Origin of the sequence: Bradyrhizobium sp. HKCCYLRH1034, from assembly GCF_051168375.1 — a bacterium.
Lineage (GTDB): Bacteria > Pseudomonadota > Alphaproteobacteria > Rhizobiales > Xanthobacteraceae > Bradyrhizobium.
Window position 1 is genome coordinate 258,314 of the sequence record NZ_JBNPUW010000003.1, and the last position, 25,901, is coordinate 284,214.

At 65.1% G+C, this 25,901-nt stretch carries 28 protein-coding genes; 15 read left to right on the plus strand and 13 right to left on the minus strand.

Annotation, left to right across the window (positions count from 1 at the left end; genetic code table 11):
- Positions 1-3: 3 nt before the first annotated feature.
- A complete protein-coding gene (locus ACQR0W_RS08260; RefSeq protein WP_315715140.1) occupies positions 4-816 on the minus strand; it encodes an ABC transporter permease in 813 nt (270 codons plus the stop codon).
- Positions 813-1,604 carry an ABC transporter ATP-binding protein gene (locus ACQR0W_RS08265; protein WP_316171018.1) on the minus strand — a complete coding sequence of 264 codons (792 nt, stop codon included), beginning with the start codon at positions 1,602-1,604 and terminating at the stop codon, positions 813-815. The genes ACQR0W_RS08260 and ACQR0W_RS08265 overlap by 4 nt, the downstream gene beginning before the upstream one ends.
- A 97-nt stretch (positions 1,605-1,701) precedes the next feature.
- Between ACQR0W_RS08265 and ACQR0W_RS08270 the strand changes: the two genes are divergently transcribed.
- Complete coding sequence (locus tag ACQR0W_RS08270; RefSeq protein WP_315715138.1) at positions 1,702-3,057, plus strand: ActS/PrrB/RegB family redox-sensitive histidine kinase; 1,356 nt, start codon at positions 1,702-1,704, stop codon at positions 3,055-3,057.
- A gap of 175 nt (positions 3,058-3,232) precedes the next feature.
- Positions 3,233-3,787 (plus strand): ActR/PrrA/RegA family redox response regulator transcription factor, encoded by a 555-nt coding sequence (locus ACQR0W_RS08275; RefSeq protein ID WP_315715137.1) that lies wholly within the window; start codon positions 3,233-3,235, stop codon positions 3,785-3,787.
- A gap of 23 nt (positions 3,788-3,810) precedes the next feature.
- Here the strand turns inward: ACQR0W_RS08275 and ACQR0W_RS08280 are convergent, their stop codons facing one another.
- The 3 genes from ACQR0W_RS08280 to ACQR0W_RS08290 form a co-directional block, all read right to left on the minus strand.
- Positions 3,811-4,176, minus strand: coding sequence for a hypothetical protein (locus ACQR0W_RS08280; RefSeq protein WP_315715136.1), 366 nt, complete (start codon positions 4,174-4,176; stop codon positions 3,811-3,813).
- A 218-nt stretch (positions 4,177-4,394) separates the two neighbouring features.
- Positions 4,395-4,691, minus strand: a complete 297-nt coding sequence (locus tag ACQR0W_RS08285; protein WP_315715135.1) for a hypothetical protein — start codon at positions 4,689-4,691, stop codon at positions 4,395-4,397.
- Positions 4,684-4,953, minus strand: coding sequence for a hypothetical protein (locus ACQR0W_RS08290; RefSeq protein WP_172115156.1), 270 nt, complete (start codon positions 4,951-4,953; stop codon positions 4,684-4,686). Before ACQR0W_RS08290 ends, ACQR0W_RS08285 begins: the two co-directional genes overlap by 8 nt.
- A 504-nt stretch (positions 4,954-5,457) precedes the next feature.
- On the opposite strand from ACQR0W_RS08290, the gene ACQR0W_RS08295 reads away from it, so the two are divergent.
- The 3 genes from ACQR0W_RS08295 to ACQR0W_RS08305 all read left to right on the plus strand — a co-directional run bounded on the left by ACQR0W_RS08295 (position 5,458) and on the right by ACQR0W_RS08305 (position 6,319).
- Entirely contained in the window at positions 5,458-5,595 is a 138-nt protein-coding gene (locus ACQR0W_RS08295) for a hypothetical protein (protein WP_172115158.1), read from the plus strand.
- A gap of 117 nt (positions 5,596-5,712) precedes the next feature.
- Positions 5,713-5,955 (plus strand): hypothetical protein, encoded by a 243-nt coding sequence (locus ACQR0W_RS08300; RefSeq protein WP_315751895.1) that lies wholly within the window; start codon positions 5,713-5,715, stop codon positions 5,953-5,955.
- A gap of 103 nt (positions 5,956-6,058) precedes the next feature.
- Complete coding sequence (locus ACQR0W_RS08305; RefSeq protein WP_315715133.1) at positions 6,059-6,319, plus strand: DUF1488 domain-containing protein; 261 nt, start codon at positions 6,059-6,061, stop codon at positions 6,317-6,319.
- A 156-nt stretch (positions 6,320-6,475) separates the two neighbouring features.
- Here ACQR0W_RS08305 and ACQR0W_RS08310 read toward each other — a convergent pair whose 3' ends face one another.
- Positions 6,476-6,958, minus strand: coding sequence for an MmcB family DNA repair protein (locus ACQR0W_RS08310; RefSeq protein ID WP_315751894.1), 483 nt, complete (start codon positions 6,956-6,958; stop codon positions 6,476-6,478).
- 124 nt (positions 6,959-7,082) lie between these two features.
- Between ACQR0W_RS08310 and ACQR0W_RS08315 the strand changes: the two genes are divergently transcribed.
- Positions 7,083-8,804 (plus strand): alpha-amylase family protein, encoded by a 1,722-nt coding sequence (locus ACQR0W_RS08315; protein ID WP_316186604.1) that lies wholly within the window; start codon positions 7,083-7,085, stop codon positions 8,802-8,804.
- 27 nt (positions 8,805-8,831) lie between these two features.
- On the opposite strand, the gene ACQR0W_RS08320 is transcribed toward ACQR0W_RS08315, so the two are convergent.
- From ACQR0W_RS08320 to ACQR0W_RS08335, 4 genes are all read right to left on the minus strand, one after another.
- Positions 8,832-9,233 carry a hypothetical protein gene (locus ACQR0W_RS08320; RefSeq protein ID WP_316186603.1) on the minus strand — a complete coding sequence of 134 codons (402 nt, stop codon included), beginning with the start codon at positions 9,231-9,233 and terminating at the stop codon, positions 8,832-8,834.
- A gap of 35 nt (positions 9,234-9,268) precedes the next feature.
- Positions 9,269-9,484 (minus strand): nucleotidyl transferase AbiEii/AbiGii toxin family protein, encoded by a 216-nt coding sequence (locus tag ACQR0W_RS08325; RefSeq protein ID WP_316186602.1) that lies wholly within the window; start codon positions 9,482-9,484, stop codon positions 9,269-9,271.
- Complete coding sequence (locus ACQR0W_RS08330) at positions 9,456-9,797, minus strand: hypothetical protein (RefSeq protein ID WP_316186601.1); 342 nt, start codon at positions 9,795-9,797, stop codon at positions 9,456-9,458. Before ACQR0W_RS08330 ends, ACQR0W_RS08325 begins: the two co-directional genes overlap by 29 nt.
- Before the next feature lie 239 nt (positions 9,798-10,036).
- Positions 10,037-11,635 carry an alpha-amylase family glycosyl hydrolase gene (locus tag ACQR0W_RS08335; RefSeq protein WP_316205691.1) on the minus strand — a complete coding sequence of 533 codons (1,599 nt, stop codon included), beginning with the start codon at positions 11,633-11,635 and terminating at the stop codon, positions 10,037-10,039.
- A gap of 152 nt (positions 11,636-11,787) precedes the next feature.
- Between ACQR0W_RS08335 and ACQR0W_RS08340 the strand changes: the two genes are divergently transcribed.
- A complete protein-coding gene (locus ACQR0W_RS08340; RefSeq protein WP_315751891.1) occupies positions 11,788-12,456 on the plus strand; it encodes an MBL fold metallo-hydrolase in 669 nt (222 codons plus the stop codon).
- 44 nt (positions 12,457-12,500) lie between these two features.
- Here the strand turns inward: ACQR0W_RS08340 and ACQR0W_RS08345 are convergent, their stop codons facing one another.
- On the minus strand, positions 12,501-13,958 hold the full coding sequence (locus ACQR0W_RS08345; RefSeq protein WP_316186599.1) for an extracellular catalytic domain type 1 short-chain-length polyhydroxyalkanoate depolymerase: 1,458 nt from the start codon (positions 13,956-13,958) through the stop codon (positions 12,501-12,503).
- Between the two features lie 452 nt (positions 13,959-14,410).
- On the opposite strand from ACQR0W_RS08345, the gene ACQR0W_RS08350 reads away from it, so the two are divergent.
- Complete coding sequence (locus ACQR0W_RS08350; protein WP_315715125.1) at positions 14,411-15,652, plus strand: LLM class flavin-dependent oxidoreductase; 1,242 nt, start codon at positions 14,411-14,413, stop codon at positions 15,650-15,652.
- A gap of 175 nt (positions 15,653-15,827) precedes the next feature.
- Here the strand turns inward: ACQR0W_RS08350 and ACQR0W_RS08355 are convergent, their stop codons facing one another.
- Positions 15,828-16,238: a response regulator gene (locus ACQR0W_RS08355; protein ID WP_315825568.1), complete on the minus strand. Its 411-nt coding sequence runs from the start codon at positions 16,236-16,238 to the stop codon at positions 15,828-15,830.
- A 313-nt stretch (positions 16,239-16,551) separates the two neighbouring features.
- Here ACQR0W_RS08355 and ACQR0W_RS08360 point away from each other — a divergent pair, with 313 nt between their 5' ends.
- The 4 genes from ACQR0W_RS08360 (at position 16,552) to ACQR0W_RS08375 (ending at position 20,434) form a co-directional block, all read left to right on the plus strand.
- Positions 16,552-17,346, plus strand: a complete 795-nt coding sequence (locus ACQR0W_RS08360) for an outer membrane protein (protein ID WP_316171026.1) — start codon at positions 16,552-16,554, stop codon at positions 17,344-17,346.
- A gap of 114 nt (positions 17,347-17,460) precedes the next feature.
- On the plus strand, positions 17,461-17,772 hold the full coding sequence (locus ACQR0W_RS08365; RefSeq protein ID WP_315715122.1) for a hypothetical protein: 312 nt from the start codon (positions 17,461-17,463) through the stop codon (positions 17,770-17,772).
- A gap of 216 nt (positions 17,773-17,988) precedes the next feature.
- A complete protein-coding gene (locus tag ACQR0W_RS08370; RefSeq protein WP_213737209.1) occupies positions 17,989-18,147 on the plus strand; it encodes a hypothetical protein in 159 nt (52 codons plus the stop codon).
- A 910-nt stretch (positions 18,148-19,057) separates the two neighbouring features.
- Positions 19,058-20,434: a cytochrome P450 gene (locus tag ACQR0W_RS08375; RefSeq protein WP_316171084.1), complete on the plus strand. Its 1,377-nt coding sequence runs from the start codon at positions 19,058-19,060 to the stop codon at positions 20,432-20,434.
- A gap of 173 nt (positions 20,435-20,607) precedes the next feature.
- Here ACQR0W_RS08375 and ACQR0W_RS08380 read toward each other — a convergent pair whose 3' ends face one another.
- Entirely contained in the window at positions 20,608-21,450 is an 843-nt protein-coding gene (locus ACQR0W_RS08380) for an SDR family NAD(P)-dependent oxidoreductase (protein ID WP_315715120.1), read from the minus strand.
- Between the two features lie 181 nt (positions 21,451-21,631).
- Here ACQR0W_RS08380 and ACQR0W_RS08385 point away from each other — a divergent pair, with 181 nt between their 5' ends.
- The 3 genes from ACQR0W_RS08385 to ACQR0W_RS08395 all read left to right on the plus strand — a co-directional run bounded on the left by ACQR0W_RS08385 (position 21,632) and on the right by ACQR0W_RS08395 (position 25,898).
- Positions 21,632-22,600: a sensor histidine kinase gene (locus ACQR0W_RS08385; protein ID WP_316171085.1), complete on the plus strand. Its 969-nt coding sequence runs from the start codon at positions 21,632-21,634 to the stop codon at positions 22,598-22,600.
- Positions 22,601-22,791: 191 nt separating this feature from the next.
- Entirely contained in the window at positions 22,792-24,570 is a 1,779-nt protein-coding gene (locus ACQR0W_RS08390; RefSeq protein ID WP_315825571.1) for a putative bifunctional diguanylate cyclase/phosphodiesterase, read from the plus strand.
- A gap of 134 nt (positions 24,571-24,704) precedes the next feature.
- Positions 24,705-25,898 (plus strand): substrate-binding domain-containing protein, encoded by a 1,194-nt coding sequence (locus ACQR0W_RS08395; RefSeq protein WP_315715117.1) that lies wholly within the window; start codon positions 24,705-24,707, stop codon positions 25,896-25,898.
- Positions 25,899-25,901 lie beyond the last annotated feature (3 nt).

Here is a 25,901-nt window from a genome sequence, read left to right on the forward strand (position 1 = left end):
CAATTATTCCCCTGCCGCCAGCAGCGAGCCGGCGCGGCGTGCGCTGCGCAAGAGAGCAATGAATGCCGCAAACGACGCCAGCAGCAGGGCGGCATTGAGCCCGAGCGCGGTCAGCATCAGGTCGGACCGGAAGACGTGATCCGCCAGCAGCGCGCGCATGCCCTCGAACACGTAGGTCGGCGGCAGGGACCAGGCAACCAGTTGCAGCCAGTGCGGCAGCACCTGAACGGGATAGTACACGCAGGCCAGCGGCATCAGCGCGAACATCAGTGTCCAGACGATGCTTTCGGCGCCGAGCCCGTTGCGCAGCACCAGCCCCGACACGAAGATGCCGACCGCCCAGGAGGTGAAGATCAGGTTGCAGAAGAAGGCGATCAGCGGCAGGCCGATGCTGTAGAAGTTGAAGTCGAAGAACCAGACCGCGATCAGGGTCATCGGAATGATGCCGATGGCCAGCCGGATCAGGCTCATCGTCATCAGCGCCAGCAGGAATTCGATCGGGGTCAGCGGACTCATCATCAGGTTGCCGATGTTGCGCGCCCACATCTCCTCCAGGAAGGAGATCGAGAAGCCGAGCTGTCCGCGGAACAGGATGTCCCACAGGATCACCGCGCCGATCAGGGTGCCGCCGGCGCGGGCGAAGAAGCCGGCATTGGCGGCGATGTAGGTCTGCAGAAACCCCCAGGTGATGATCTGCAAGGTCGGCCAGTACATCAGCTCCAGCAGCCGCGGCCAGGACGACAGCAGCAGATACCAGTAGCGCAGGATCATCGCGCCGATCCGGTGCGGGGCGATGCGGAGCGAAAGATCGTTCATTGCGCCGCCTCCCGGTCGCGGCCGCGGGCGACGTCGAGAAAGACCTCCTCGAGCGTCGAGCGGTTGTAGCGCGCCATGATCTGCGCCGGGCTGTCGTCGTCCTCGATGCGGCCGCGCTTCATGATGATGACGCGGTCGCATAGACGCTCGACCTCGAGCATGTTGTGGGAGGCGAGCAGGATGGTGGCGCCGCGGCGCTGTCGGTATCGCTCAAGATGGCCGCGCACCCAGTCGGCGGTGTCGGGATCGAGCGAGGCCGTCGGCTCATCCAGCAGCAGCAGCTCGGGATCGTTGATCAGCGCCTTCGCCAGCGCCACGCGGGTCTTCTGCCCGGCCGAGAGCTTGCCATTGGCGCGATCGATGAAGTCGCTCAGGTCGAGCTGCGCCGCGAGCTCGGCGATCCGCTCCTTGAGGTGGTCCACCGCATAGAGTCGGCCGAAGATGGTGAGGTTCTGCCGCACCGTGAGCCGCATCGGCATGTCGACATAGGGGCTCTCGAAATTCATCCGCCCCAGCACGGCCGCAGCCTCGTCCGGCATCCTGTGGCCGAGCACGGCGACCTCGCCCGAGGTCGGCTGCACCAGCCCCATGATCATCGCAATCGTCGTGGTCTTGCCGGCACCGTTGCCGCCGAGCAGCCCGGTGATGCTGCCCCGGCGGATCGCAAACGAGACGCCGTCGACAGCGGTCGTCGTCTTGTAGACCTTGGTCAGCCGCGACACGGCAATCGCGGGGGAAACCGAGCTGGAATCGGATGAGAGGGTCGGCACTGCGTCATCTTGCGTCATGGGAGGGGTTCATTGAGGCATTGTGCCGCAAACCGCAACAGGCCACCAACGGCGGGCCAGATTTGTCGCCGTGCTTGCGCGGCATTAGGTTCCCGTCATGACCGACGACGCCCTGATCATCGACACGCCCGACACCGACTATCGCCATCCGCGACAGCGCGTCCGGCTCGACACCATCCTGCGGCTGCGCTGGCTGGCCGCGCTCGGTCAATTGAGCGCGATCTTCATCGTGGTGCAGGGCCTGGAGTTCGACCTGCCAGTGGTGCCCTGTCTCGCGGTGATCAGCATCTCGGCGCTGCTCAATCTCGGCCTGCAGATCGCCTTCAACCCGATGCAGTTGCTGGAGCCGGCCCACGCCGGCGGCCTGCTCGCGCTCAACATCATCGAGCTGACGGTGCTGCTCTATCTCACCGGCGGGCTGGAGAATCCCTTCTCCTACATGTTCCTCGCCCCGGTGCTGATCTCGGCGACCGCCCTCCCCGTCCGCCTGACGATCATGCTCGGCCTGCTCGCCGTCACCTGCGCCACCGCCTTGTTCTTCATGCATCTGCCGCTGCCGTGGGAAGGCGAGGAGCCGCTGATCTTCCCGCCGATCTATCTGTTCGGTGTCTGGCTCTCAATCGCGCTCGCGATCGGGGTCACCAGCCTCTATGCGTTCCAGGTGACCGAGGAGGCGCGCAAGCTGTCGGACGCGCTGGCGGCGACCGAGCTGGTGCTGGCGCGCGAGCAGCACCTCACCCAGCTCGACGGCCTCGCGGCGGCCGCCGCGCACGAGCTGGGCACGCCGCTCGCGACCATCGTGCTGATCTCGCGCGAGTTGGAGCGCGCCCTGCAGGACAACAGCCAGGTCACCTCCGACATCAAGACCCTGCGCGAGCAGGCGCAGCGCTGCCGCGACATTCTCGGCAAGATCACCCAGCTGTCCTCGATCGGGTCGATGTACGACCGGATGAAGCTGTCGACCTTGATCGAGGAGACGGTCGCACCGCATCGCGACTTTGGCGTCGACATCAAGGTGCGCGTCGCGGTCACCGCGGCCAAGGAGCCGGTCGGCTCGCGCAACCCCGCAATCCTCTATGGCGTCGGCAACATCCTGGAGAACGCCGTCGATTTCGCGCGCAACGCCGTCGAGGTGAACGCCTGGTGGAACAACGAGACGGTCGAGATCGTGGTGTCCGACGACGGCCCCGGCTTTGCGCCTGATATCCTGAAGCGGATCGGCGAGCCCTATCTGTCACGCCGGCCCAGCGCCGAGGACGGCCCGGGAGGTAACCAGGGCGGCGGCCTCGGGCTCGGCGTGTTCATCGCCCGCACCCTGCTGGAGCGGACCGGAGCCAAGGTCTCGTTCAGCAACCGCACCTTCCCCGACCATGGCGCCGTGGTCCAGATCGTCTGGCCGCGGCGGCGCTTCGAGGCCAGCGAGGACGACGATGGCGAGGCGGAGCCGGAATGAAACCTCCAGGGCAGCCGCCGCTGGCGCGGTCCTGGCATACAGCACACCGGCCCCGCGCGGCGTCACGCCGCAGACTGCGGCAACCCGCGATCTTGGCAGCGGCGACTCGGCAGACCATATGAGGATGGACCAGATCGTCTCGCAACCATCGAGCCTTCTTCTCAAGGATATGACCGTGGGCGCCATCGCCGAACTGACGAACCATCCGGACCGCTCTCTCCTCATCGTGGAGGACGACAAGCCGTTCCTGGAGCGCCTGTCGCGCGCCATGGAGACCCGCGGTTTCACGGTGACCTCCTGCGAGAGCGTCGCCGAAGGTATTTCACAGATCGGCAAGGCGGCGCCGGCCTTCGCCGTGGTCGACCTCCGGCTGGGCGACGGCAACGGCCTCGACGTGGTGTCGGCGCTGAAGCGCAAGCGTCCCGAAGCGCGCGCCATCGTGCTGACCGGCTACGGCAACATCGCCACCGCCGTGACGGCGGTGAAGATGGGCGCCGTCGACTATCTCGCCAAACCGGCCGATGCCGATGACGTCGTTGCAGCGCTGCTGTCGACCACCAGCGAAAAATCCGAGCTGCCGCAGAATCCGATGTCGGCCGACCGTGTCCGCTGGGAGCACATCCAGCGCATCTATGAGATGTGCAACCGTAACGTCTCGGAAACGGCGCGCCGGCTCAACATGCACCGCCGCACCCTGCAGCGCATCCTCGCCAAGCGCGCACCGAAATAGGCGGATTTTTTGTTCGCCGCGGGTCAATGCGACTTCACGAACGCCTGCAACGCATGGAAGACGGTGCGCCGCGGGTTGCGGCTGCACCAATTGCGCATCCAGCTGTCGACCTCGGTCAGATCGAGCTTGATCTGCCGGCCCTCATCGCCGCGATCCGCGTTGATGGCGGACACGTAGCCCATCATCCACTGCTGATATTTTGAGATGGCGTTGACGTAGGGGCCGTCGCCACTGGTGATGGCCTTGTAGGTGCCGGGTGGCTGCTCCTCGGCGGCGGCGATGAAGCGCTCGCAGGAATCGGCGCCCACGCCCAGGACGTAGAACGCCATTTCCTCCGCGCGGACTCCGGTCGCGAAGAGCAGTGTCAACGCCAAGACCACCCGTCGCATCTGTCGTCCCTGTCCGCACCCCTGGGCTGGATACCGCTCGAGCCTTAAAAATGTTCCGGCATGTTGCGCCCCATGCGGGGCAATTGTCGGGCAGAGCCGGGGAAATTGCCAGGAGGCCGGGACGAGCGGATGTTGTCGCGCGCTGGCAACGGTCCTGAATCGGGCGCGGGCGGATTCACAGGTGGATCTGGAAGGCGCCACGATGCGCCGGCCCGACGTCAGCTCTCCCCCGTCAGCCGGGAGAAATCGGCCAGGACAGCAGCGATCAGCTCCCGATGCCTGGTATCCTGTTCCGCAAGGCTCGCGGCGTAGATGTTCAGGAGATAGCGCGCCTTCGCGGCGGCTTCCGGCCACGACTCGGCCGCGTTGGCGAGCAGGTGCTGCTCGAGAACAGCCTGCCGATCGCGCAGCTCCCGCGCATGACTTTCGGCCTCTGCCAACGCGCGACGGAGGTCCACGGCCTTCTGCGCGCTCATCCCGCGGTGCCTGTCGAGATCGAGCGGCTCGTCAGTCATCCGACGCACTCGCGTCGACACGCTGCGCGTCTGCAAGATCGACCGAGCTGATGGACAGCATCTCGACGGCAGCGGAGCGCGAACCGGCGACCGGGACCATCATCATTGTCGCAACCCGGCGGTAGGCAGCAAAGGACAATCCCTCGATCAGTTCCTCGTCCGTGACCACCTCGTAGGTGCCCTCGGGCAAGAGACGCTCGATGCTCCTGATCCGGAACGGGTGTTTGAAGGTGACGAATTCGCGCCGCGAGCGGATGCTCATCTGCGCCTACCTTTCGCAACGGCTGTCGCTGTCGCGACTTCGAAGTCTTTCGAAGCATGCGCCTTGCGGCCGGCAATAGCCACCGCTTTCTCATCAGCACGACGTGATGAGCGGCGTGGCGTCATCGGACCGTGTCGCTGCGCTTTGGTGCTCGCTATTGCAGGGGCCAGGGTGTATCAATGGCGATCACCGCCATTCCGACGGCATTCACCGGTGACTGAGGGTCACGAGCGCTCCCGCCGCAAACCACGCGAGGGGTAGCCAATGCCGCAGTTTCGTCTGAGCGAGTGGATCGTTCCACCCATTATCGTGCCGCTTCTGCTGATCCTTCTCGCGCTCGCAGTTGCCGCACTGCATTCGTAGATCCGACCACCGCGGCGCCCGCATCGGCAACCGGTGGACGACGGCCGCCCGGCCGACCGGCAGTGACGCTGCGCACGCAGGATCGACGGGGCGCTCGTCCGATGCGTTGAACCAGCTCCAACCCGAGTCGAGGAGACCGACATGGCCAAAGGTCAGCAAAAAGGCAATCGCGAAGCCAAGAAACCCAAGAAGGAAAAGCCCAAGAGCATTGCCGCAGCGCCGAGCCAGAAGGCCGGAGCATGGCAGCCGGATTTTTCCAGCGACAAGAAGAAGCGCTAGGGGATTTCCGGTCCTCATCAGTCTGGATGGTCTCCCGCACGCAAGGCCGTGCGCAATCAAGGCCGCGCGCAAGCAGCGACGACGCGGCCGACCGGTAGACAGCCCAAAGGACAGAACATGGCGCGCGAAACGATCTATGTCGTTCAGGCGTTCAGCGCCGGCCGGGGCGGACGCGCGAAAGCCGAGACGCCGATCGCCTGCAAGACGGAAGCGAGCGCGCTCCGGACTGCGGAACGGCTGGTGTCCAGCAAGGCAGGCGTCGTCGCGTTCTCATCCTCGGGCGATCCCGACATGGGCGACTATGACGATGAGCCGACGATCTTCTTCCGCCACGGTGAGTTGCCGTCGGCCTTCGATTGAGATGCGCGCAACCCCTTTGTCGCCGGCGACCATTGCCGAACGACGCCCCTTGGATGACGTCCGCCCTCACCGCGGTGTCCTCCGAACCTGATCGGTCACACACATGATTGAGTTTCCAAATCACAGCCGCTCCTATGACCGCACGCGACGTGCCGTACGGTTCTGGGGCTATGACAGCGCGATGGAAGCGTCGTTCTTCGTCGACGAGGGTGCGTTGAGACGCCTTCAGCCCGACGCCCGCCCCGACGAGTCGGGCTTTCTGACCGCATTCGATTCCAACCGCGAGCGGATCTGCGCCGCCGCCGCCCGGCTCTATGTCCGCGGCAGCCGGGGCTCCTACGATCTCGTCGCCGCCAATTTCTGAAGGCGATGCCTGCCGGCGATCGGCCAGGCCGGCGGTGATGCGGATCGGCTCTCAGCGATGCTGATGTCTCTCATCTCGAGACTCGTGACCTGACGGAGCCTCTGTCACCTACCTAGGCGGGGAAACCCCGTCCAGTGGAGCGCATTTGAGGATTGTCTAGCGGTCCGCGTGGCCCTGCGGGTCGATCAGCCGGTTGATCCGCTGCGCCGCCGCGAGCCCGAAGCGTACCGTCATCAACTTGCGCGTCGGTGCCGGCAATCTGTGCTCAGGCGCCTCGCAGTGCAGGTGGGCGCCATAGGCATCGGCGACGATCAGGCCGGTGTCCTGCGGAAAGATCTCGCACGGCAGATCCTGCGTGAAGGCGAAGAACAGCCGGTCGCAATGGGCACGGTAGTCCTCCCATTTGTGATCCGCGCGCAGATCCTCGACCGACGACTTGATCTCGACGATCCAGATCTCGCCGCGCTCGTTCAGCGCCACCAGGTCGGCGCGACGGCCCGACGGCAGCGGCAGCTCGCTGATGGTGGCAAAGCCGAGCGAGCGCAGCAGGCGCGAGGTGCCGCGCGCGATCGCCAGCGCCGTCTCCGACTGGCGGCGGTCGGTGGGAACGAGGCTGATCCTGGCGGCGGACGATTCCATTGCCGCAGCATAACCGATTCCAGGCGTCGCCCAAGCCCGCCGATCACCCGGGAACCGGAACCTGACGCCGGCCTTTCGCTTAACAAGCCGGCCGCCGGCCGGGCGGCGCAGCGAGGCGCCGTCCATGATCGACGATCTCTGGTACAAGAACGCGGTGTTCTACTGTCTGTCGGTCGGCACCTATATGGACGCCGACGGCGATGGCATCGGCGATTTCAAGGGGCTGACGCGCCGGCTCGACTATCTGCACGGGCTCGGCATCACCGCGATCTGGCTGATGCCGTTCCAGCCCTCGCCGCAGCACGACGACGGCTACGACGTCGCCGACTATTACGGCGTCGACCCGCGCTACGGCACGCTCGGTGATTTCGTCCAGTTCACGCATGGCTGCAAGCAGCGCGGCATCCGGGTGATCATCGACCTCGTCGTCAACCACACCTCCGACCGGCATCCCTGGTTCGTCGACGCCCGCAGCTCGAAGAGCGCCCGCTACCGCGACTGGTATGTCTGGTCGGACAAGAAGCCGGCCAATGCCGACAAGGGGATGGTGTTTCCCGGCGTGCAGAAGTCGACCTGGACCCGCGACAAGGAATCGGGCGCCTGGTACTTCCACCGCTTCTACGACTTCCAGCCCGATCTCAACACCTCCAATCCCGAGGTGCAGGCAGAGATCCTGAAGATCATGGGCTTCTGGATCCAGCTCGGCGTCTCCGGCTTCCGCATGGACGCGGTTCCGTTCGTGATCGCGGCCAAGGGCGCCGATGTCAGGAAGCCGGTCGAGCAGTACGACATGCTCAGGACCTTCCGCGAATTCCTGCAATGGCGCCAGGGCGAAGCGATCATCCTGGCCGAAGCCAACGTGCTGCCGGAAACCGACATGGAGTATTTCGGCGACGACGGCGACCGCATGCACATGATGTTCAACTTCCACGTCAACCAGCATCTGTTCTACGCGCTGGCGGCCTCCGACACGCGGCCGCTGGCCGAGGCGCTTTATCAGACGAAGGCGCGGCCGGCCTCGGCGCAATGGGGCCTGTTCCTGCGCAATCACGACGAGCTCGATCTGGGACGCCTGACCAAGCCGCAGCGCGCGGCGGTGTTCGCGGCGTTCGGCCCGGACAAGAACATGCAGTTGTACGATCGCGGCATTCGGCGGCGGCTGGCGCCGATGCTCGGCGGCGACCGCCGCCGCATCGAGCTCGCCTACAGCCTGATGTTCACCTTGCCCGGCACGCCCGTGATCCGCTATGGCGACGAGCTCGCGATGGGCGACGATCTCAGCCTGGCCGAGCGCAATTGCGCGCGCACCCCGATGCAATGGTCGACCGAGCCGCATGGCGGCTTCACCAAGAGCGACGCGCCAGCGTCTCCGGTGATCGATCACGGCCCCTATGGCTATGATCACATCAACGCCGCCCGGCAGCGGCGTGATCCGAATTCCATGCTGAACTGGACCGAGCGCATCATCCGCATGCGCAAGGAGGTGCCGGAAGTCGGCTGGGGCGATTTCGAGGTGATCGCGACCAGGGATCCGGCCGTGCTGATCATGCGCTACGACTGGCGCAACAACTCGGTGCTGTTCGTGCACAATCTCGACGAGAAGCCGCGGGAGATCAGCTTCGATGCCGGACTGCCGGACGATGGCGGGAAGCTGCTGATCAATCTGCTGTCGGAGGATCACAGCCAGGCCGACGACCGCGACCGCCACACCCTGGTGCTCGAGCCCTACGGCTACCGCTGGTACCGCGTCGGCGGATTGGACTATCTGCTGCGGCGAAGCGATATCGAGACGAAGAGCCCGGTGAAAAAGCGGCGGAAGGCGCGGCGGCGATCGACGACCAACTGATGACGGGCGTCTTCAAGGAGAACGGCTTCAGCCGCTCGGCTGCGCATCTCGTTCGTGAACGAGGCGCTGAATTTCGACCAACGCCTCCAACGCCATTTCGCAGGAGGTGTCGACGAACTTCTCTCCGCGAGCCGTCAAATTGATGAGGTCTCGCATTTCCGCCTGGAACTGATATCTTGCCAGACTTAAACGATTGTGTGCGGCCGATACGACATCGCGGGTCATTGCCGGAGATTGCGCGATCTCGCCGAGCGCCGGTCGATCATAGAGATAGACCGCGGCAAGGTCGAACGTGTCGCGCGCCGTGTAGGTCGATGCACGATAGATCAACTTTTTCGTCGCAATCTCTGCCGGTCGCTCCGCCGGTATAATCCGGCCGCCGAAGCTCAACGGATACGTCGGATGATCCGTAAAGGTGGGCGCATTCAAGAAATCGATCTCACCTACGTCCCGGAGAATCAGCTTCAGATATTTGCCCGGCCATTGCCACCGCAAAGGGCCTTCGTGACAGGATTCATGTTCGGCGCGAGCCGCTTCAGGGCCGTGCTCGAATCCAGAAAGATGTCGACGTCGTAGCTGATGCGATGATCGAAGCTCTGCGCCAGGGCCGTGCCGCCCCCGAACGTCCACGCCCCAGGGCCGCCCTCCAGGCTATCGAGGGACAGCAGCGCCTTCTGCATGAGGTCTTGCCACCTCGAAGGCCGCCATTTCCCTGACCCATCTCTCATTTTCGGACCCCACAACCTGCCAAGTGTCGATCGCCTTCGATAGTTCTTCGAACGTCACAGCCTTGTCGAGGACGAGATGATGGATCACAGAGGCATCAATTTCGTCAAAGAACGCCTGCACGTGGACACGCCATTTCGGCTCCAGTTTCTCGGCTTTGAGGCAGGCCAGCAACGTCGCCTCGCCAATGCGGACCGGCAGCGGCGTATTGATCGTGGTCACGGCCGCGGTGAGACTGTCAGACGTCGGCGGCGGCGGCGTATTCATCAGTTCGAACTCCCGCGAAGTACCGGTTTCGGAGACCAGTACACGTCATCTCCTTGAAGGCCGAAGATTCCCCGGCATCTGTCGCGCAATATGGCGCCGTTCGGTGGGAACCTCAACAATTCCGGGGACACGGCGGCACGGAAGACCCGAGCAATACGGCTGAAGGCGTCCAGCGAAGCCCTGCGATCGGGCCTCAACGACATCGATTGCGACGCGCCGCCCCCTCGCCGGAGAAGTGGCTACGTCCTCCTGCCGACGACCACGCCCTCATTGCCGCGCAGATCCAGCGTGCCGTCGATGCGCTCGCCGCCGCGGTCGAGCCAGGTCGAGAGCAGGATCTCGCCGGTAAGGCCGCCTGCTTCGGTCGCGATGGAAACCGGCTCGCCGCCGAGATTGAGCGCGATGGTCAGCACCTCGCCGTCGTCTTCGCGGCGGTAGAGCAGGAGATCGCCTTGCGCCGCGACCGACCGATAGGACCCGGTGACGAGCACGCGGTGCTGCTTCCGCAGACGAATGAGCGCACGGGTGAGATTGAGGATCGAGCGCCGGTCGGCGGTCAGATTGACGACATTCTCATGCATGTAGTCATCGGCAACCGGCAGCCACGGCGCGGCTTGGCTGAAGCCGGCCTGCGGCAGCGCGCTCCATTGCATCGGGGTGCGGCAGCCGTCGCGGCCGACGCCGATGCCGGGCACGTTCTTCTCGAAGGGATCGCGCACCTGCTCCGGGCTGATGGCGACCTGATGCATCCCGATCTCGTCGCCGTAATACAGCGTCGGCGTGCCGCGCAAGGTCAGCAGCAGCATCGCCGCTACCCGCGCCTGCTCGGGTCCGACACGGCTCGCCACCCGGGGCCGGTCGTGGTTGCCGAGCACCCAGTTGGGCCAGGCGCCCGGTGGCAGCGCGGCTTCGTAGTCGGCGATGATCCTCTCGATCTCGCGCGCATGCCAGGGCGCGGACAGCAGCGCGAAATTGAACGGCAGATGCGCGCCGCCGAGATCCTTGCCGTAATAGGTCATCAGCCGCTCCAGCGGCAGGTAGATCTCGCCGATCAGCACGCGGTCGTCGAATTCGTCGATCACCTGCCGCATCTCGGCGACGACCTCATGCACTTCCGGTTGGTCGGCGGAGTAGCGCGACAGGATCTGCTCATGCGGCGGCCTTCCGCCGTGATAGTCGGGATTGGCCGGGTTGTCGCGAAACTCGGCGTCCTTGATGAGGTGCCAGATCACGTCCACGCGAAAGCCGTCGACGCCCTTGCGCAGCCAGAACCGCATGACGTCATAGATCGCCGCCCGCACCTGCGCATTGCGCCAGTTCAGGTCCGGCTGCTGCGCCAGGAAGGCGTGATAGTAGTACTGCCCGGTCTGGGACTCGAACTGCCAGGCGCTGCCGCCGAACTCGGACAGCCAGTTGTTCGGCGGCCCGCCATCGGCGGCGGGATCGCGCCAGATGTACCAGTCGCGGTGCGGGTCGTCGCGCGAGTGGCACGCCTGCAGAAACCAGGGATGCTGATCGGAGGTGTGGTTCGGCACGAGATCGAGAATGAGCTTGAGGCCGCCGTCATGCGCGGCCTTCACCAGCGCGTCGAAATCCTCCATCGTCCCGAACAGCGGATCGATACCGGTGTAGTCGGCGATGTCGTAGCCGAAATCGGCCATCGGCGAGGTAAAGATCGGCGACAGCCAGATCGCATCGACACCGAGCGTCAAGAGATAGGGCAGGCGATGGATGATGCCGGTGAGGTCGCCGACCCCGTCGCCGTCGCTGTCCTGGAACGAGCGCGGATAGATCTGGTAGAAAATCCCCTCGCGCCACCAGGCGCCCTGCTCCGCCATGTCGACCGCTTTCTGCTCGCAACCTGCGGCCCAACGCAGGAACCGGCGGCAGGTTCACAAGCCCCGCCTTGGTCGCCCTGGCCGGAACGTCGAGCCGCCGCCCGCAGGTGTTTTTCACTTGGCGCATTGCGAAAAATCGGCATGCTGGCGCCATGACCGAGCAGAACCAGACCAGGGCGAAGGCCGGCGCGATGATCGTGCCCGTGACGCCGTTCGAGCAGAACTGCACCATCCTGTGGTGCGAGGCGACGAAGAAGGCGATCGTGATCGATCCCGGCGGCGACGTGCCGAACATCCAGGCGGCGATCGCGCAGGCCAATGTCACCGTGGAGAAGATCTGGCTGACGCATGGCCATATCGATCACGTCGGCGGCGCGGCCGATCTGCGCGATCAGCTGAAGGTGCCGATCGAGGGGCCGCATGTCGCCGACAAATTCCTGCTCGACAACGTCGTCGCCAGTGGCGCGCGCTTCGGCATCACGGGCGTGCGCGACGTGACGCCCGACCGCTGGCTCGAGGAAGGCGATACGGTCGAGATCGGCGAGCTCGTCTTCGACATCCTGCACTGCCCCGGCCATTCGCCGGGCAGCGTCGTGTTCTTCAACAAGGAAATGCGCTTCGCCCATGTCGGCGACGTCTTGTTCAACGGCTCGGTCGGCCGCACCGACCTGCCCGGCGGCAGCCACGACACGCTGATCCGCTCGATCAAGGACAAGCTGCTGCCGCTCGGCGACGACGTCGGCTTCATCTGCGGCCATGGCGCCGGATCGAGCTTCGGCCAGGAGCGGATGACGAACCCGTTCCTGACGGGGACCGTCTGACCCGCGCGTCTCTCGCGCGCGAGCCATGAACGGCTGCGGCGCGTCTACTTCAGGCCGGCCGCTTGCAGGGCACGGTCGATCACGGCGGCGACGTTGATGGTCCGGCGCCGCGGCTTGGCGGTCGCGCCACTGCCGTTGATCGAAGATTCGCCGGTCGACGACTCCAGCCGTTTCGGCTCTGGGGGCTTGGAGACGGCCACGGGCTTGGACTCCGGCTTCTGGTCCGGCTTGGGCTTCGCCGCTTTCCGCGACTCGGATGCCGGCGCCTCGGGCGCGACCTTGGGCTGCGGGACCGCAGCGGATGCCGGTGCAGAGAGCAACATGCCGGTCGGCGACATTCGGGGCTCGACCACTTTGATCTCGGCTGGCTTGACGTCGACCGTCTCCGCAGCGGGGGATGGGGCGTCCGCCGCGCGTCGCAAGATCTTGGTCAAGGCCGGCACCGCCGAGATCGGCGACACCTGCGGGATCAGCTTCGTGCTCGGCGACGTCGTGGCCGCCTTGAGCGGACGAATCCAATCGGTGACGCCGAAGAATTTCGCGATGTGATAGGACGAGGAAATGCCGGCCTCGAGCAGGAACGGTCCGGCCTTGCCATAGCGCTTGTCGTTGGCCGCGAGCCCGATCGGCGTGCCATGCGCCATGTTGGAAATCGTGAACGATTCCACGACGGTCTCGCCGTCGGCATTCCACCATTGCTCATGCGGATAGCCGTTCACCTCGGCTGCGGCCATTGGCGCCAACGGCAGATGGTGCAGGTCCAGCCACTGCTTGACGATCTCGCCCGCATTGTCGGGATGCACCGTGTAGTCCGCTGTGCCGTGCCACACCGACAGCTTCGGCCACTTGCCGCGGTGGTTCGAGGCACGGCGAACGAGATCGCCGAGCTCGCCGGCGGGGCGCGCCGGCGGCATCCGCATCTGCAGGATCGCGTCGCGCATGCTGCGCGCGGTGCCGAACGGCAGCCCGGCGATGACGGCGCCGGCAGCGAACAATTCGGGATGCGCGGAAAGCAGCGCCATGGTCATCGCGCCGCCCGCCGACAGGCCGGTGACGTAGATGCGCCTGGGATCGATGGCATAGTCCGCCACCATGCGCGCGATCATCTCACGGATCGAGGCGACCTCGCCCTGGTCGCGCGTGATGTCCTCCGACTGAAACCAGTTGAAGCAGCGCTGCGGATTGTTGACCCGCTGCTGCTCCGGCAACAGCAGCGCGAAGCCGAAATGCTTGGCGAGCGTCGACCAGCCGGCGCCGAGATCGTACTCGGCGGCGCCCTGCCCGCAGCCATGCAGCACGACGACCAGTGGCGCCAGCGGCTGACGCTGCGCCGGCACATGGGCGAACATCTTCAGGCGCCCAGGATTGGTGCCGAAATGCTCGATCTCGATCAGCGGAGTCTCCGGGGCGCGACGCGGCTGACGATGAAAATCGGCAAATCCGGTGATGCTGTTCAGCTCGCGCAGCCTTCGCAAGTACTCAACATTTTCAGCGAGGGACAACGGCAAGCTCCTTAGGCATTCACGTATTCACGTCAGCGGGTAGACAATCCACCATCACCCAGATGGTTGCTGCAGTGCAAAAGAAAAAGCCCGCGAGACTGCGGACCTCAGCAATTTGATTGCGAATTTCGTTCTTGCTGCGATCTAAATGCCACGCCGAGGCGGCACTTCACGCAGCAATCACCGAAACGCGAACCGCGGAGCACGTCAATCGCCGCGAACGTGAGAGCGAGGCGCGCCGCAACCAGCAAGACCCGCACCACGCGCTCGACGGCATCATCACATGGCGAATCGCTCCGCGCGAATGAAGTGTGAGCACCGATCGGCGATCAGTAAACAAACAAATGGCAGCCATGCACCGGTCGCCGTGCGCGGCAAGATGATTGCCTCACACCGAGGCGCCAACTAGCCTGATCGGCAAGCAACAACGAATTCCGCTTGGGAGAAAACACATGGCGCGGCTCAAATTTGGCGCTTTCCTCGCTCCGCATCATCCGATCGGCGAGCATCCGATGCTGCAATTCCGCCGCGACCTCGATCTGGTTTCTCAGCTCGACGAGCTCGGCTATGACGAGTTCTGGTGCGGCGAGCATCATTCCAGCGGCTGGGAAATGATTGCCTCGCCCGAGATGTTTCTCGCCGCAGCCGGCGAGCGCACCAAGCGCATCAGACTCGGCACCGGCGTCATCTCGCTGCCCTATCATCATCCCTACAACGTCGCGCAGCGGATGGTGCAGCTCGATCACATGACTGGCGGCCGCGCCATCTTCGGCTCGGGCCCGGGCGCGCTCGCCTCCGATGCCCACACGCTCGGCATCGATCCGATGACGCAGCGTGACCGTCAGGACGAGGCGATCGCGATCATCCGTCGCCTGTTCAACGGCGAGCGCGTCACCGCCAAGAGCGACTGGTTCACGATGAATGACGCAGCGCTGCAGATCCTCCCCTTGCAGGAGGAGATGCCGTTCGTCGTGGCGTCGCAGATCTCGCCGTCCGGCATGACGCTCGCGGGCAAATACGGCATCGGCATCATCTCGCTCGGCTCGATGTCGACGCAGGGCCTGATGGCGCTGCCGCAGCAATGGGAGTTCGCCGAGGATGCCGCGAAGAAGCACGGCACGACCGTGAGCCGCGCGAACTGGCGCGTGCTGTTGTCCTGGCACATCGCCGAGACGCGCGAGCAGGCGCGCCGCGAGGCCGGCCCTGGGCTGATGCGCTGGCACAACGAGTATACCGTGGGCACCCTGATGCGGCCGGGCCTGAAGCCGTTCTCTTCGCCCGATGAAGCCGTCGACAAGACCGCCTTCGTCGACGGCGCGGCGTCGACGATCGGCACGCCCGACGACCTCGTCAAGACGATCAAGAACCTGATGCAGGTGTCCGGCGGTGTCGGCGCCATCATCGGCTTCGTGCACGACTGGGCCAATCCGGAGAACACGCGCCGCAGCTGGGACATGGTCGCGCGCTACGTCGTGCCGGAGATCAACGGCTACATCGACGGGCTGCGCCGCTCGCAGAAATTCGTCATCGAGAACCGCGCCATCTTCGAGCGCGCCGGTCAGGCCGTGATGGCCAAGATCATGGACAACGACAAGGCCGCCGCGGCGCTGTCGCAGACGGGACCCGGCCGCGTCGCGATTCCCGCGGTGAATGCGCCGGACCTGCAGCAGGCCGCGGCGAAGCAGCGGGGGTGAATCAACGACGGTGCGTAGGGCGGATTAGCGCAGCGTAATCCGCCGACCCTCACGAGAGACTTCATCAGGTCGTCGTCGGTATCACGATCGAGCATGGTATATGCCAAGTGGGCAGGTCACTACGCCGTATCCTGACGGCGGATTACGCTGCGCTAATCCGCCCTACCCATGGCCCTCACCTCACCGCCGCGACCAGCCTCTCGCAGTCGGCGATGGTGGCGATCTGCTTCAGCGTCTCGCGCAGCGCCGGCAGGTCGACGGGCTTCTGGAATTGCGGATAGACGACGAGCCCGAGCACGGTCGCGAGCCGGACATGCTCCTCGCGCGTGGCGTCCTCGGCGCCGCTGATGAAGATCACCGGCGTGCGCGATTTCAGCTCGTTGAGCAGCAGCAGGATATCGGCGCCGCAGCGATCGCCGAGCGACAGATCCAGGGTGATGCAGTCGAAGGTCCGCTGGCGCAGCACCTCCGCCGCAGCCCCGACCGAGGTCACGCAGGTCGCCTCGTAGCCGCATTGCGCGGCGATCTTGCGCAGGATCGACAGATGCACCTCGGCATCCTCGATCACCAGCAACTGATTGCTCATGCCCTTGCCCTCGTTGTCTGCTGACCAGACGTCAGGTCTGGCCGTTGCTAGATGAGGCCGATGGCCGGGTGGTAAACATTTGGCTCCGTGGATTTACGGGTCAAGAGGACGCGGGGGCCGACCTCGGGCGGGGTGGACCGTCCAACGTCGCTTCGGCCAAGTCGACGTATCTCACCAGCAACACCGCGAACTTTTTGGCTCAGCCGATCGCGATGCAATTGCCGCGCTCGATGCAACCGGCGATGGTGCCGCAACCATGTCGAATCGACGTCGCGCGCTAGGGCAAAGCATGACGAAATCTGGAGTAGCGGCGATGGCGTTCGCGTTCGCGAGCATCGCGCTGGCGGGAGCAGCGAAGGCGGCCGACCTGCCGGTGAAGGCACCGCCGGTCGTCGCCGCGCCGTCGTGGACCGGCGTCTATGCCGGCGTGTCGGTCGGTGCCCGCTGGGCGGACAATGATTGGCGGACCAGCGACATCTCCCCGAACTTCGGTGCCGGCGTGTTCGTGCCGACGGCAGGCACCGGCGGGGCCATGGACAGTGTGGCGGCCAGGATCGGCGGCTATCTCGGCGTCAACTGGCAGTTCGCTCCGTCATGGGTGGCTGGCGTCGAGGGCGACTTTGGCTGGGCCGACAACACCAAGCGGGCGAGTGCGCTGCCGGGCACGGCCGGGCTGTTCTTCGGCACGCCGCTGGTCGGCCTGCCGTCCGGCTCGGTGAAGGAAACCTGGGACGGCAGCGTGCGCGCCCGTCTGGGTTATCTGGTCGCGCCCTCTACGCTGGTCTATGGCAGCGGCGGCGTGGCGTGGCAGCGCCTCGAGCTGAACGCCAGTTGCACCATCGTTCCCGGCAACCCGTTCTGCTTCGGCAGTCCGCACGACGAGACCTACGCCTCGACCCGGGTCGGCTGGACCGTCGGCGGCGGCATCGAGCACATGATCGGCGGCCGCTGGCTGGTGCGGGCCGACTACCGCTATGCCGATTTCGGCACCTGGACTCAGCCCTTCTTCGTCGCAGGCGGCGTCGGGGTCGGGTTCGACGACCGCTTCACCGCGCACGTGACGACGCGAACTCATACGGCGACGGTCGGCCTCGCCTACAAGTTCTGAGGCGCGGTCGGTGCTGAAACGAGCTGTCTTGCGCACGCCGATGAAAGTGAGCACCGTCAAACCATAGGCCGGCGAGGCTTGGCTCCAATCTGCCCGGGCGCTACTTTGAGCGGCATGCCTGCTGCCAAACCTCAATGCTTTCCACGGCCGCCCGCCCCCGTGTCTGCTGATGAAATCATTTTCATCAAGGACACGATCAAGCGATTCTATGGCGACGACGCGATCGTGCGCAACTTCGGCCCAGACCCGGCTCGCCTACAGCTGCACGTCGAAACCAGCCGCGACATTGGAGCGGCGAGATATGACTGCCTCGGCGTCTTGATGACCCGAATCGACCGCGATCAGATCGCCCTTGAGGTGACGCGGCGGGGCACACGGATATATGGCCACGCGAAACTCGCCTACCGTCATGGCGTCGCACTTTGAAAATCGGCGCCTTGGGACGAACGGACGCGTGCGCGACGCGGCTACGCGCGCAGCCGAGGACGCATCGGCGATCGGGCGTCACGAGGATTTTCTTAACCCCGGCCTGCCATGTTCGCCGCCAATCGCGCACGGTCTGCGGGGGACCGCTCGCGCGTAGGATGCGCCAGGCAGCCCGCCGTCTCGACCCGGCAGGTTTTTCCGCGAAAAAGGTCGCAAATGTCGCTCTCCTCAGCCAAGAACTACGCGCTGCGCGCCGAACGTTCGCAGGACCCCAAGGAGGCCGCCGACCTCCTGGCAAAGGCGATCCTGGAGCTGGCGGCCTCGATCGAGGCAACCGACGCCAAGGTGAAAAAGATCAACAAATCGGGCGGCTGATGGACTTGGCGTCCGGGTCGGAACGCGTGGCGGCTTCTGCCTGCGGCGAGGCTTGCCCGCCTCGAAAGATGATCCGCTGATCCTGCGCGGATTGACCGCCGACATCGCGGCATCGCCGGCGAGCGACAGCAGGACGTATTGGCGACCGTCGGGGCCGACGGGCAAATCGCTTCCAGCAAAGCGCCTTTGAAACGGCGAAACCACACCGCGCTGGCCTGTCGATCACAGGCTCATCACCATGAAGCGGTGCGCGCCGAAAAACTCATTTCACGAAACACCTCAATCACATCATCCCTGTCCAGTCCTGCGCGCAAAAATATTCTGCTTTCGTTTTTCCGAATCAGGCATACCTTCACACAGTCCCGTCTCGATTAAGAGGGGCGCTTCGCGGTCGTCACGAACGTTGAGGCGGGATGCGGTGGGCGTGTCGATGTCGCAGCGTGGTTATCCCGCGCGGACGAACGGCGGCGATGCGCACGGTCAAGTCGCGTGGTCCTGGCACCCCGATGCTGGTGTTACGCTTGCAGCGGCGCTCACGCGTCGCGCAGGCAACGGTGGCCAAAAAGCCCGGCGCACCGGGGAGAACGCGAAGCAGCCGTGAAAACCATCGCGCGGGGAATGCCGGGATGCCTCGGCTGAACCTGTGGTACCTGCCGCCTGCATTTTTTTCTGCAGGCGGGCCATGGGTGCGGCCAGCGCCCGGCATTCCCCGTGCCCTCTGCTTGGGGGGGGCAGCAAGTCCAGCAGGACTCGGACGCATGAAGCGCGTCGCGAGATCGCCAACGCGTGCGATGCAGCACAACTACACCGAGACGAAATAACGCAGCGTATTGCATGATGGCTGCAACCGCCCTTCAATGTGTGCCGGCGCGTCGCCGCGCCCCGCCGCCTCGAACACGGAGCCTCCTTGATGTCGATGCAAAGTGTGGCCACGCCATCGTTCCGCCTGACCTCGCCGCGGCGCAACTCACTGACCCATATCCCCGGCGACGAAGGCTGGCCGATCATCGGCAAGACATTCGAGACCCTCGCCGACCCCAAGGGTCACGTCGAGCGCAACGCCAGGAAGTATGGCCCCGTCTACCGCACCCACATGTTCGGCGAGGTCAACGTCGTGCTGCTCGGCCCCGAGGCCAACGAGCTGGTGCTGTTCGACCAGGCCAAGCTGTTCTCCTCGGCGCATGGCTGGGGCCACATCCTCAACCTGCTGTTTCCGCGCGGCCTGATGCTGCTCGATTTCGACGAGCATCGCATGCACCGCAAGGCGCTGTCCGTCGCCTTCAAGGCCGGGCCGATGAAGTCCTATCTCGCCGGCCTCGACCGCGGCATCGCCGCGCGCATCGCGCAGTGGAAAGCAAATCCGGGCGAGATGCTGTTCTATCCGGCGATCAAGCAGCTCACGCTCGACCTCGCCGCGACGTCCTTCCTCGGCACCGAGATCGGGCCGGAGGTCGACGCCATCAACCGCGCCTTCGTCGACATGGTCGCGGCCTCGGTGGCGCCGATCCGCAGGCCGCTGCCAGGCACGCAGATGGCGCGCGGGGTCAAGGGCCGGCAGCGCATCGTCGCCTATTTCTCCGAGCAGATCCCGTTGCGACGTGCGAAAGGCGATGGCGACGATCTGTTCTCGCATCTGTGCCGCGCCACCGATGACCACGGCGCGTTGCTGTCGACGCAGGACATCGTCGACCACATGAGCTTCCTGATGATGGCGGCGCACGACACGCTGACCTCGTCGCTGACCTCCTTCGTCGCCCAGCTCGCCGCGCATCCACAGTGGCAGCAGAAGCTGCGCGACGAGGTGACGAGCCTCGGCCTCGCCAAGGACGAACCGATGAACTCGGAGCATCTGGAGAAGATGAAGCTGACCGAGATGGCGTTCCAGGAGACCCTGCGGCTGATGCCGCCGGTGCCGTCGCTGCCGCGCCGGCCGATCCGGGATTTCACCTTCAAGGGCTACGCGATTCCCGCCGGCACCGGCGTCGGCATCAACCCGATGTACACCCATCACATGCCGGAGATCTGGCCGGAGCCGGAGCGGTTCGACCCGATGCGCTTCACCGACGAGGCCCAGCGCGGCCGCCACCGCTTCGCCTGGGTGCCGTTCGGCGGCGGTGCGCACATGTGCCTCGGCCTGCACTTCGCCTACATGCAGGTGAAGTGCTTCGCGCGGCACTTCCTCGCCAACCTCGAGGTCTCCTTCGCCCCCGGCTATCAGCCGAACTGGCAGGTCTGGCCGATCCCGAAACCGCGCGACGGGCTGAAGGTGATGCTGAAGGCGGTGTGACCCCCGCGCATTGATGCAGCGAGGGCGCCAAGGATCTTGGTTTGTTGCGGACTCTTTCCCCCTCGTCTTCCTCCTCGTCATGGCCGGGCTTGACCCGGCCATTCATCCTGCTGCAATGCGCGGATGAGCGACGTGGATGTCCGGGCATGACGAAATGTGTACTTCGCCGTCCCCTACTCCACCGCATCCCCCAGCAGCTTGCGCATCGCCTGATAGCCCTGCTGCTGCTGGCTCCAGTTGCGGCCGCCGGTGATGGCACCGTCGATGACGAGATCATGGCCGTTGATGAAGCTCGATTCGTCGCTGGCGAGAAACACCGCAGCGTAGGCGATGTCGTCGGGCAGGCCGGCACGCGGAATCGGCTGCGCCGTGGCATAGGCGTTGCGGATCGTCTCCGGCGTCTTCTCGGCCGCCTCGGTCGACAGGCCCAGCGCCTTGCCGAAGATGCCGGTGGCGATCAGTCCGGGCGAGATCGAGTTGACGCGCACGCCGGATTCGCCGAGCTCCATCGCCACGCATTTCGTCAGATGGATCACCGCCGCCTTCGCCGTGCTGTAGACCACCGAGGTGGAGAAGCCGGCGAGCCGGCCGGCGATCGAGCCGTTGTTGATGATGCTGCCGGAGCCTTGCCGCTTCATGTGGGGCGCGGCGTATTTCATGCCGAGCATGACGCTGCGCACCAGCACCGCCATGGCCTGGTCGAACCGATCGGCGTCGAGGCCTTCGATGCCGCCAGTCTGCGCCGGACCGCCCGCATTGTTGAACACGCAATCGAGCCGGCCAAAGCGCTCGACCGCGCCATCGATCAATGCCCGCATCTGCCCGTCGACCGTGACGTCGGTCTGCCGGAACACGCAGCTCGCCCCGAGCCTGCTCGCCAGCGCCTCGCCCTCGGCGCTGCGCCGGCCCGCGACGACGACCTTCGCACCCTCGGCTACGAAGATTTCCGCCGTGCGCAGGCCGATGCCGCTGGTCGCGCCCGTGATCACGGCGACCTTGCCCTCCAACCGTCCCATTCCCTGCTCCTTCCTTTGCTGCTGCGTGCTCGTTCTGGGCGGCGGAATAACAAGCGCCTGAGTTCCGCCGCGGAACCATCATCCTGCGCGCCAGGTTGCAACACACGCAAGACGGCCTCCATCAACCGGACAAATTACCGCCACGTCGGCCTTAATTTGGTTGCGCAGTTGAGGCTCATGGATGTCCATGACGCGACTCATCGACGACATCAAGCGGATCTGGCGCGGCGAGCAGCAGCCTTCCCTGACATGGAGTTGCATGTTTGCAGCGATGTGCCTGCTCGCAGCCACGGCGATCCGCTACGGCATGGCGCATCTGCGGCCCGACGTGTTCTTCACGCCCTACATCCCGGCCGTCTTCTTCGCCACCGCGATGGGCGGATCGGGCGTCGGCCTGGCGACGGCGATCGCAGGCGCGGCGCTCGGCCTGACGCTCGATTTTGGCGGCGGTCCGGCCGATGGCGCCCGGCTCGCGCTGATGGCGATGTATATGGTCGTGGCGCTGCTGGTGATCTGGGGCGTCGATCACTACCGGCGCCTGGCCGCCAAGCAGCGCGAGATCGCCCGGCGGCTCACCCAGGAGGAGCAGTATCGCAAGCTCCTGGTCGACGAGCTGCACCACCGGCTCAAGAACAAGACATCCACCATTCACGCCGTGCTGCATCAGGTGCTGTACGACCAGCCGCAGGTGTGGAGCCGCATCGACCAGCGCATCCGCGCGCTCGCGACCGCGGACGACCTGATCGCGCGCGCCGACGGACAGGGCTGCGACCTGAAGGATCTGCTGGTCTCGGAGCTCGGGCCATATGGCCATGTCCGCTTCGAGCTCCACGGCCCGCCGCTGTTCCTGCCTGCCAAGCTCGCCGTCAGCCTCGCTTTGATCTTTCACGAGCTTGCGACCAATGCCGGCAAGTACGGCGCCTTTGCCTCGCCGCGCGGCTTCCTTCAGGTGTCATGGACGATGCAGGAGGACCGCCTCCATCTGACCTGGGACGAGGCCGCGGGTCCGCCGATCGGTCCGATCGGCAGGCCCGGTTTCGGAAGCAAATTGCTGAAGTCCGTGCTGTCGTCGTTCGATGGCAGGACCGAGACCAGATTTCTCGAATCCGGCCTTCACTGCACCTTGCAGTGTCGCGTGCCACCAAGCTGAACCGGCCGCCGGGCGGCCATTCCTGCCTACCACTTTCGCCGCATGCGCGCGGCCGCGTCGCTGCTCCGATTCAGGAACGGTTAATGACGCCGCGGCACAAAGCTCCGTCATTCCCGAGACTTGGCTCGCGCGTTCCGGGTTTCTACGTAGCGCTTAACTAAAATGAAGCGGGAACTTTGCACAATCGGCGCATGTACAGCAGCGACCGATTCAACTTTTCCCCCGGGCCGAACGAGGGGCTGGGCTCGACCGAGGCCGAGCTGCGCTTCCTGCGCAGCGTCCTCAGCCAGCTGCCGTCGGGCGTCACGGTCCAGGACGAGCATGGTCGCTTTCTGCTGGTCAACGATACGGCCGCCGTCCAGCTCGGCGCCGCCGCCAACAGCATCGACGGCCTCTCGGCGCCGCATCTCCATAACCGGCGCACGGCCTGCCGCGAGATCCTCGGCCGGGGTCGGACGGTGATCGGCGAGGAAAAAGTGGCAGGCGAGCGCGGCGCGCAGACCCTGCTGACCGCGCATCGGCCGGTTCGCATCGGCGACCAGACCGTCCTCATCTCCAGCTCGGCCGATATCAGCGAGCAGAAGGAGTTCGAGGACCAGTTGTTTCGCGCCGCCTATTACGACGAGTTGACCGGCCTGCCGATGCGCCGCGTGGTCGAGCATCGCGCCGACCTGCTGGTCCGGCGCGGCCGCGTCGACGGACGCTTCGCACTCGCCTTTCTCGACCTCGACAATTTCAAGTACATCAACGACTATTACGGCCACGCCACCGGCGATGCGCTGCTGGTCGAGCTCGCCAAGCGCATCAGCCGCGACCTGCGCGAGTCGGACCTGCTGTCGCGCATCAGCGGCGACGAGTTCCTGCTGCTGCTGCATCCGATCGAGCGCGCCGAGGAGGTCGCCGAATTCCTGCACGCGATGCTGGAACGCCTGAACGCGCCCTTCTTCATCGACGGCGCCGAAGTGTTCGCCTCCGCGTCCGTCGGAGTGAGCCTGTTTCCCGAACACGGCGCAAGCTACGACGTGCTGCGCCAGAACGCGGATCTGGCGATGTACCGCGTCAAGAACGGCGGCAAGGGCACGCTGGCCTTCTTCTCCAGCGCGATGGAGCACGAGGCGCTGGCGCGCATGAAGGTCGAGCAGTCGCTGCGGCTCGCGATCCTCGAAAAGCGCTTCTGCTGCGCGTTCCAGGCCAAGGTCGACATCCGCACCGAGGAGATCAAGGGCATCGAGGCGCTGGTGCGGCTGCGCGACAATGAAGGCGTGATCCAGGCACCCGGATCGTTCATCAACCTCGCGGTCGAGCTCGGTCTCATCGACGAGCTCGCCCATCTCGTGCTCGACGAGATCATCAAGTCGATCGATCTGATCAACGACGCGTTTGGGCCGGAAGCGACGATCAGCATCAACGTCGCGGCGAAACAGGCGTCGAATCCGGAATTCATGCAGCCCTTCGCCCGGGCGATCGCAGCGACCGGCTTTCCCAAGCGGTTCATGATCGAGGTCACCGAGGACGCGTTCGTGACCCGCAGCCATTTCCAGGACGAGATCGTGCCGCTGCTGCGCGGGATCGGCGTCGGCATCTCGATCGATGATTTCGGCATCGGCTATTCGTCGCTGTCGGCACTCGCCGATATCACGGCGGACGAGATCAAGATCGACCGCTCCTTCATCACCGACATTCATAAGCGACCGCGCAGCCAGGGCATCCTGCGTGCGATCGAATCCCTGAGCGAGGCGCTGGGCATGACGGTGATCGCGGAGGGCATCGAGTCGTTTGAGGAGCTCGCCTATCTGCAGGCCGCGACCAAGATCCGCTATGCGCAGGGCTACTACTTCTCGCGTCCGATCTTCCTGGAGGAGCTGAAGCCGGCGGCCCCGCTTGCAAGCGAAGCGCGCATCAGTCTCGCCAGTCGCCCTGTGCAGGAAAATCGCCAGGTCTATGCGCGCAGCAGCCGCTATCGGCGCTGAGCTTTTGGAGGACGACACCCTTCGACCCAACGTATGAGCCATCACGGGCTGCCGCCGAAAGCGGCCTTGACCCAGGCCGAGCCTGCACACTATCAGTTGCAGGCAACAGCCGCCAGTAGCTGGGAGGAAGGCTCGTGAAGACGTCACATATTCTCAAAGGTATTGTTTCATCATTGACCGCCGCCCTGCTGGCGACCGCCGCCCAGGCCGATGATCTGAAAATCGCTCTCATCTACGGCAAGACCGGCCCGCTCGAGGCCTATGCCAAGCAGACCGAAGCCGGTCTCCGCCTCGGCTTCGAATATGCCACCAAGGGCACCAACATGATCGACGGTCGCAAGATCGTCATCATCACCAAGGACGACCAGGGCAAGCCCGACCTGTCGAAGGCCGCGCTCTCCGAAGCCTATCAGGACGATGGCGCCGACATCGCGATCGGCACGACCTCCTCGGCCGCAGCGCTGGCCGATCTGCCGGTCGCCGAGGAGAACAAGAAGATCCTCATCGTCGAGCCTGCGGTCGCCGACCAGATCACGGGCGAGAAGTGGAACCGCTACATCTTCCGCACCGGCCGCAACTCCTCACAGGACGCGATCTCCAACGCGGTCGCGATCGGCAAGCCCGGCGTCACGGTCGCCACCCTTGCGCAGGACTATGCCTTCGGCCGCGACGGCGTCGCTGCCTTCAAGGAGGCGCTGGCCAAGACCGGCGCGACGCTGGGCGCCGAGGAATATGTGCCGACCAGCACCACCGACTTCACCGCCGTCGGCCAGCGCCTGTTCGACGCGCTGAAGGACAAGCCCGGCAAGAAGATCATCTGGGTGATCTGGGCCGGCGCCGGCGATCCACTGACGAAGCTGCAGGACATGGATCCGAAGCGCTACGGCATAGAGCTGTCGACCGGCGGCAACATCCTGCCGGCGCTTGCCGCCTACAAGCGTCTGCCCGGCATGGAAGGCGCCACCTACTACTATTATGACATTCCCAAGAACCCGGTGAACGACTGGCTGGTGGCCGAGCACCAGAAGCGCTTCAACGCGCCGCCGGACTTCTTCACCGCCGGCGGCTTCTCGGCCGCGATGGCCGTCGTCACCGCCGTAACCAAGGCCAAGTCGACCGACACCGAGAAGCTGATCGCGGCGATGGAGGGCATGGAGTTCGACACGCCGAAGGGCAAGATGATCTTCCGGAAAGAGGATCACCAGGCGCTGCAAAGCATGTATCACTTCCGCGTCAAGGTCGATCCGAACCTTGCCTGGGCCGTCAACGAGCCGGTGCGCGAGATCAAGATCGACGAGATGGCGGTGCCGATCCGCAACAAGCGGTGAGAT

Coding starts and splice junctions, on each gene's coding strand:
- ACQR0W_RS08310 (WP_315751894.1), bottom strand. CDS start 6,958: ATGGAATCGTCCGCCGCCAGGATCAGCCTCGTTCCCACCGACCGCCGC.
- ACQR0W_RS08365 (WP_315715122.1), top strand. CDS start 17,461: ATGCCTGCTGCCAAACCTCAATGCTTTCCACGGCCGCCCGCCCCCGTG.
- ACQR0W_RS08325 (WP_316186602.1), bottom strand. CDS start 9,484: ATGCAGAAGGCGCTGCTGTCCCTCGATAGCCTGGAGGGCGGCCCTGGG.
- ACQR0W_RS08315 (WP_316186604.1), top strand. CDS start 7,083: ATGATCGACGATCTCTGGTACAAGAACGCGGTGTTCTACTGTCTGTCG.
- ACQR0W_RS08370 (WP_213737209.1), top strand. CDS start 17,989: ATGTCGCTCTCCTCAGCCAAGAACTACGCGCTGCGCGCCGAACGTTCG.
- ACQR0W_RS08265 (WP_316171018.1), bottom strand. CDS start 1,604: ATGACGCAAGATGACGCAGTGCCGACCCTCTCATCCGATTCCAGCTCG.
- ACQR0W_RS08285 (WP_315715135.1), bottom strand. CDS start 4,691: ATGACTGACGAGCCGCTCGATCTCGACAGGCACCGCGGGATGAGCGCG.
- ACQR0W_RS08390 (WP_315825571.1), top strand. CDS start 22,792: ATGTACAGCAGCGACCGATTCAACTTTTCCCCCGGGCCGAACGAGGGG.
- ACQR0W_RS08375 (WP_316171084.1), top strand. CDS start 19,058: ATGTCGATGCAAAGTGTGGCCACGCCATCGTTCCGCCTGACCTCGCCG.
- ACQR0W_RS08330 (WP_316186601.1), bottom strand. CDS start 9,797: ATGAATACGCCGCCGCCGCCGACGTCTGACAGTCTCACCGCGGCCGTG.
- ACQR0W_RS08290 (WP_172115156.1), bottom strand. CDS start 4,953: ATGAGCATCCGCTCGCGGCGCGAATTCGTCACCTTCAAACACCCGTTC.
- ACQR0W_RS08295 (WP_172115158.1), top strand. CDS start 5,458: ATGGCCAAAGGTCAGCAAAAAGGCAATCGCGAAGCCAAGAAACCCAAG.
- ACQR0W_RS08305 (WP_315715133.1), top strand. CDS start 6,059: ATGATTGAGTTTCCAAATCACAGCCGCTCCTATGACCGCACGCGACGT.
- ACQR0W_RS08270 (WP_315715138.1), top strand. CDS start 1,702: ATGACCGACGACGCCCTGATCATCGACACGCCCGACACCGACTATCGC.
- ACQR0W_RS08380 (WP_315715120.1), bottom strand. CDS start 21,450: ATGGGACGGTTGGAGGGCAAGGTCGCCGTGATCACGGGCGCGACCAGC.
- ACQR0W_RS08360 (WP_316171026.1), top strand. CDS start 16,552: ATGGCGTTCGCGTTCGCGAGCATCGCGCTGGCGGGAGCAGCGAAGGCG.
- ACQR0W_RS08355 (WP_315825568.1), bottom strand. CDS start 16,238: ATGAGCAATCAGTTGCTGGTGATCGAGGATGCCGAGGTGCATCTGTCG.
- ACQR0W_RS08260 (WP_315715140.1), bottom strand. CDS start 816: ATGAACGATCTTTCGCTCCGCATCGCCCCGCACCGGATCGGCGCGATG.
- ACQR0W_RS08340 (WP_315751891.1), top strand. CDS start 11,788: ATGACCGAGCAGAACCAGACCAGGGCGAAGGCCGGCGCGATGATCGTG.
- ACQR0W_RS08385 (WP_316171085.1), top strand. CDS start 21,632: ATGTCCATGACGCGACTCATCGACGACATCAAGCGGATCTGGCGCGGC.
- ACQR0W_RS08350 (WP_315715125.1), top strand. CDS start 14,411: ATGGCGCGGCTCAAATTTGGCGCTTTCCTCGCTCCGCATCATCCGATC.
- ACQR0W_RS08280 (WP_315715136.1), bottom strand. CDS start 4,176: ATGCGACGGGTGGTCTTGGCGTTGACACTGCTCTTCGCGACCGGAGTC.
- ACQR0W_RS08300 (WP_315751895.1), top strand. CDS start 5,713: ATGGCGCGCGAAACGATCTATGTCGTTCAGGCGTTCAGCGCCGGCCGG.
- ACQR0W_RS08335 (WP_316205691.1), bottom strand. CDS start 11,635: ATGGCGGAGCAGGGCGCCTGGTGGCGCGAGGGGATTTTCTACCAGATC.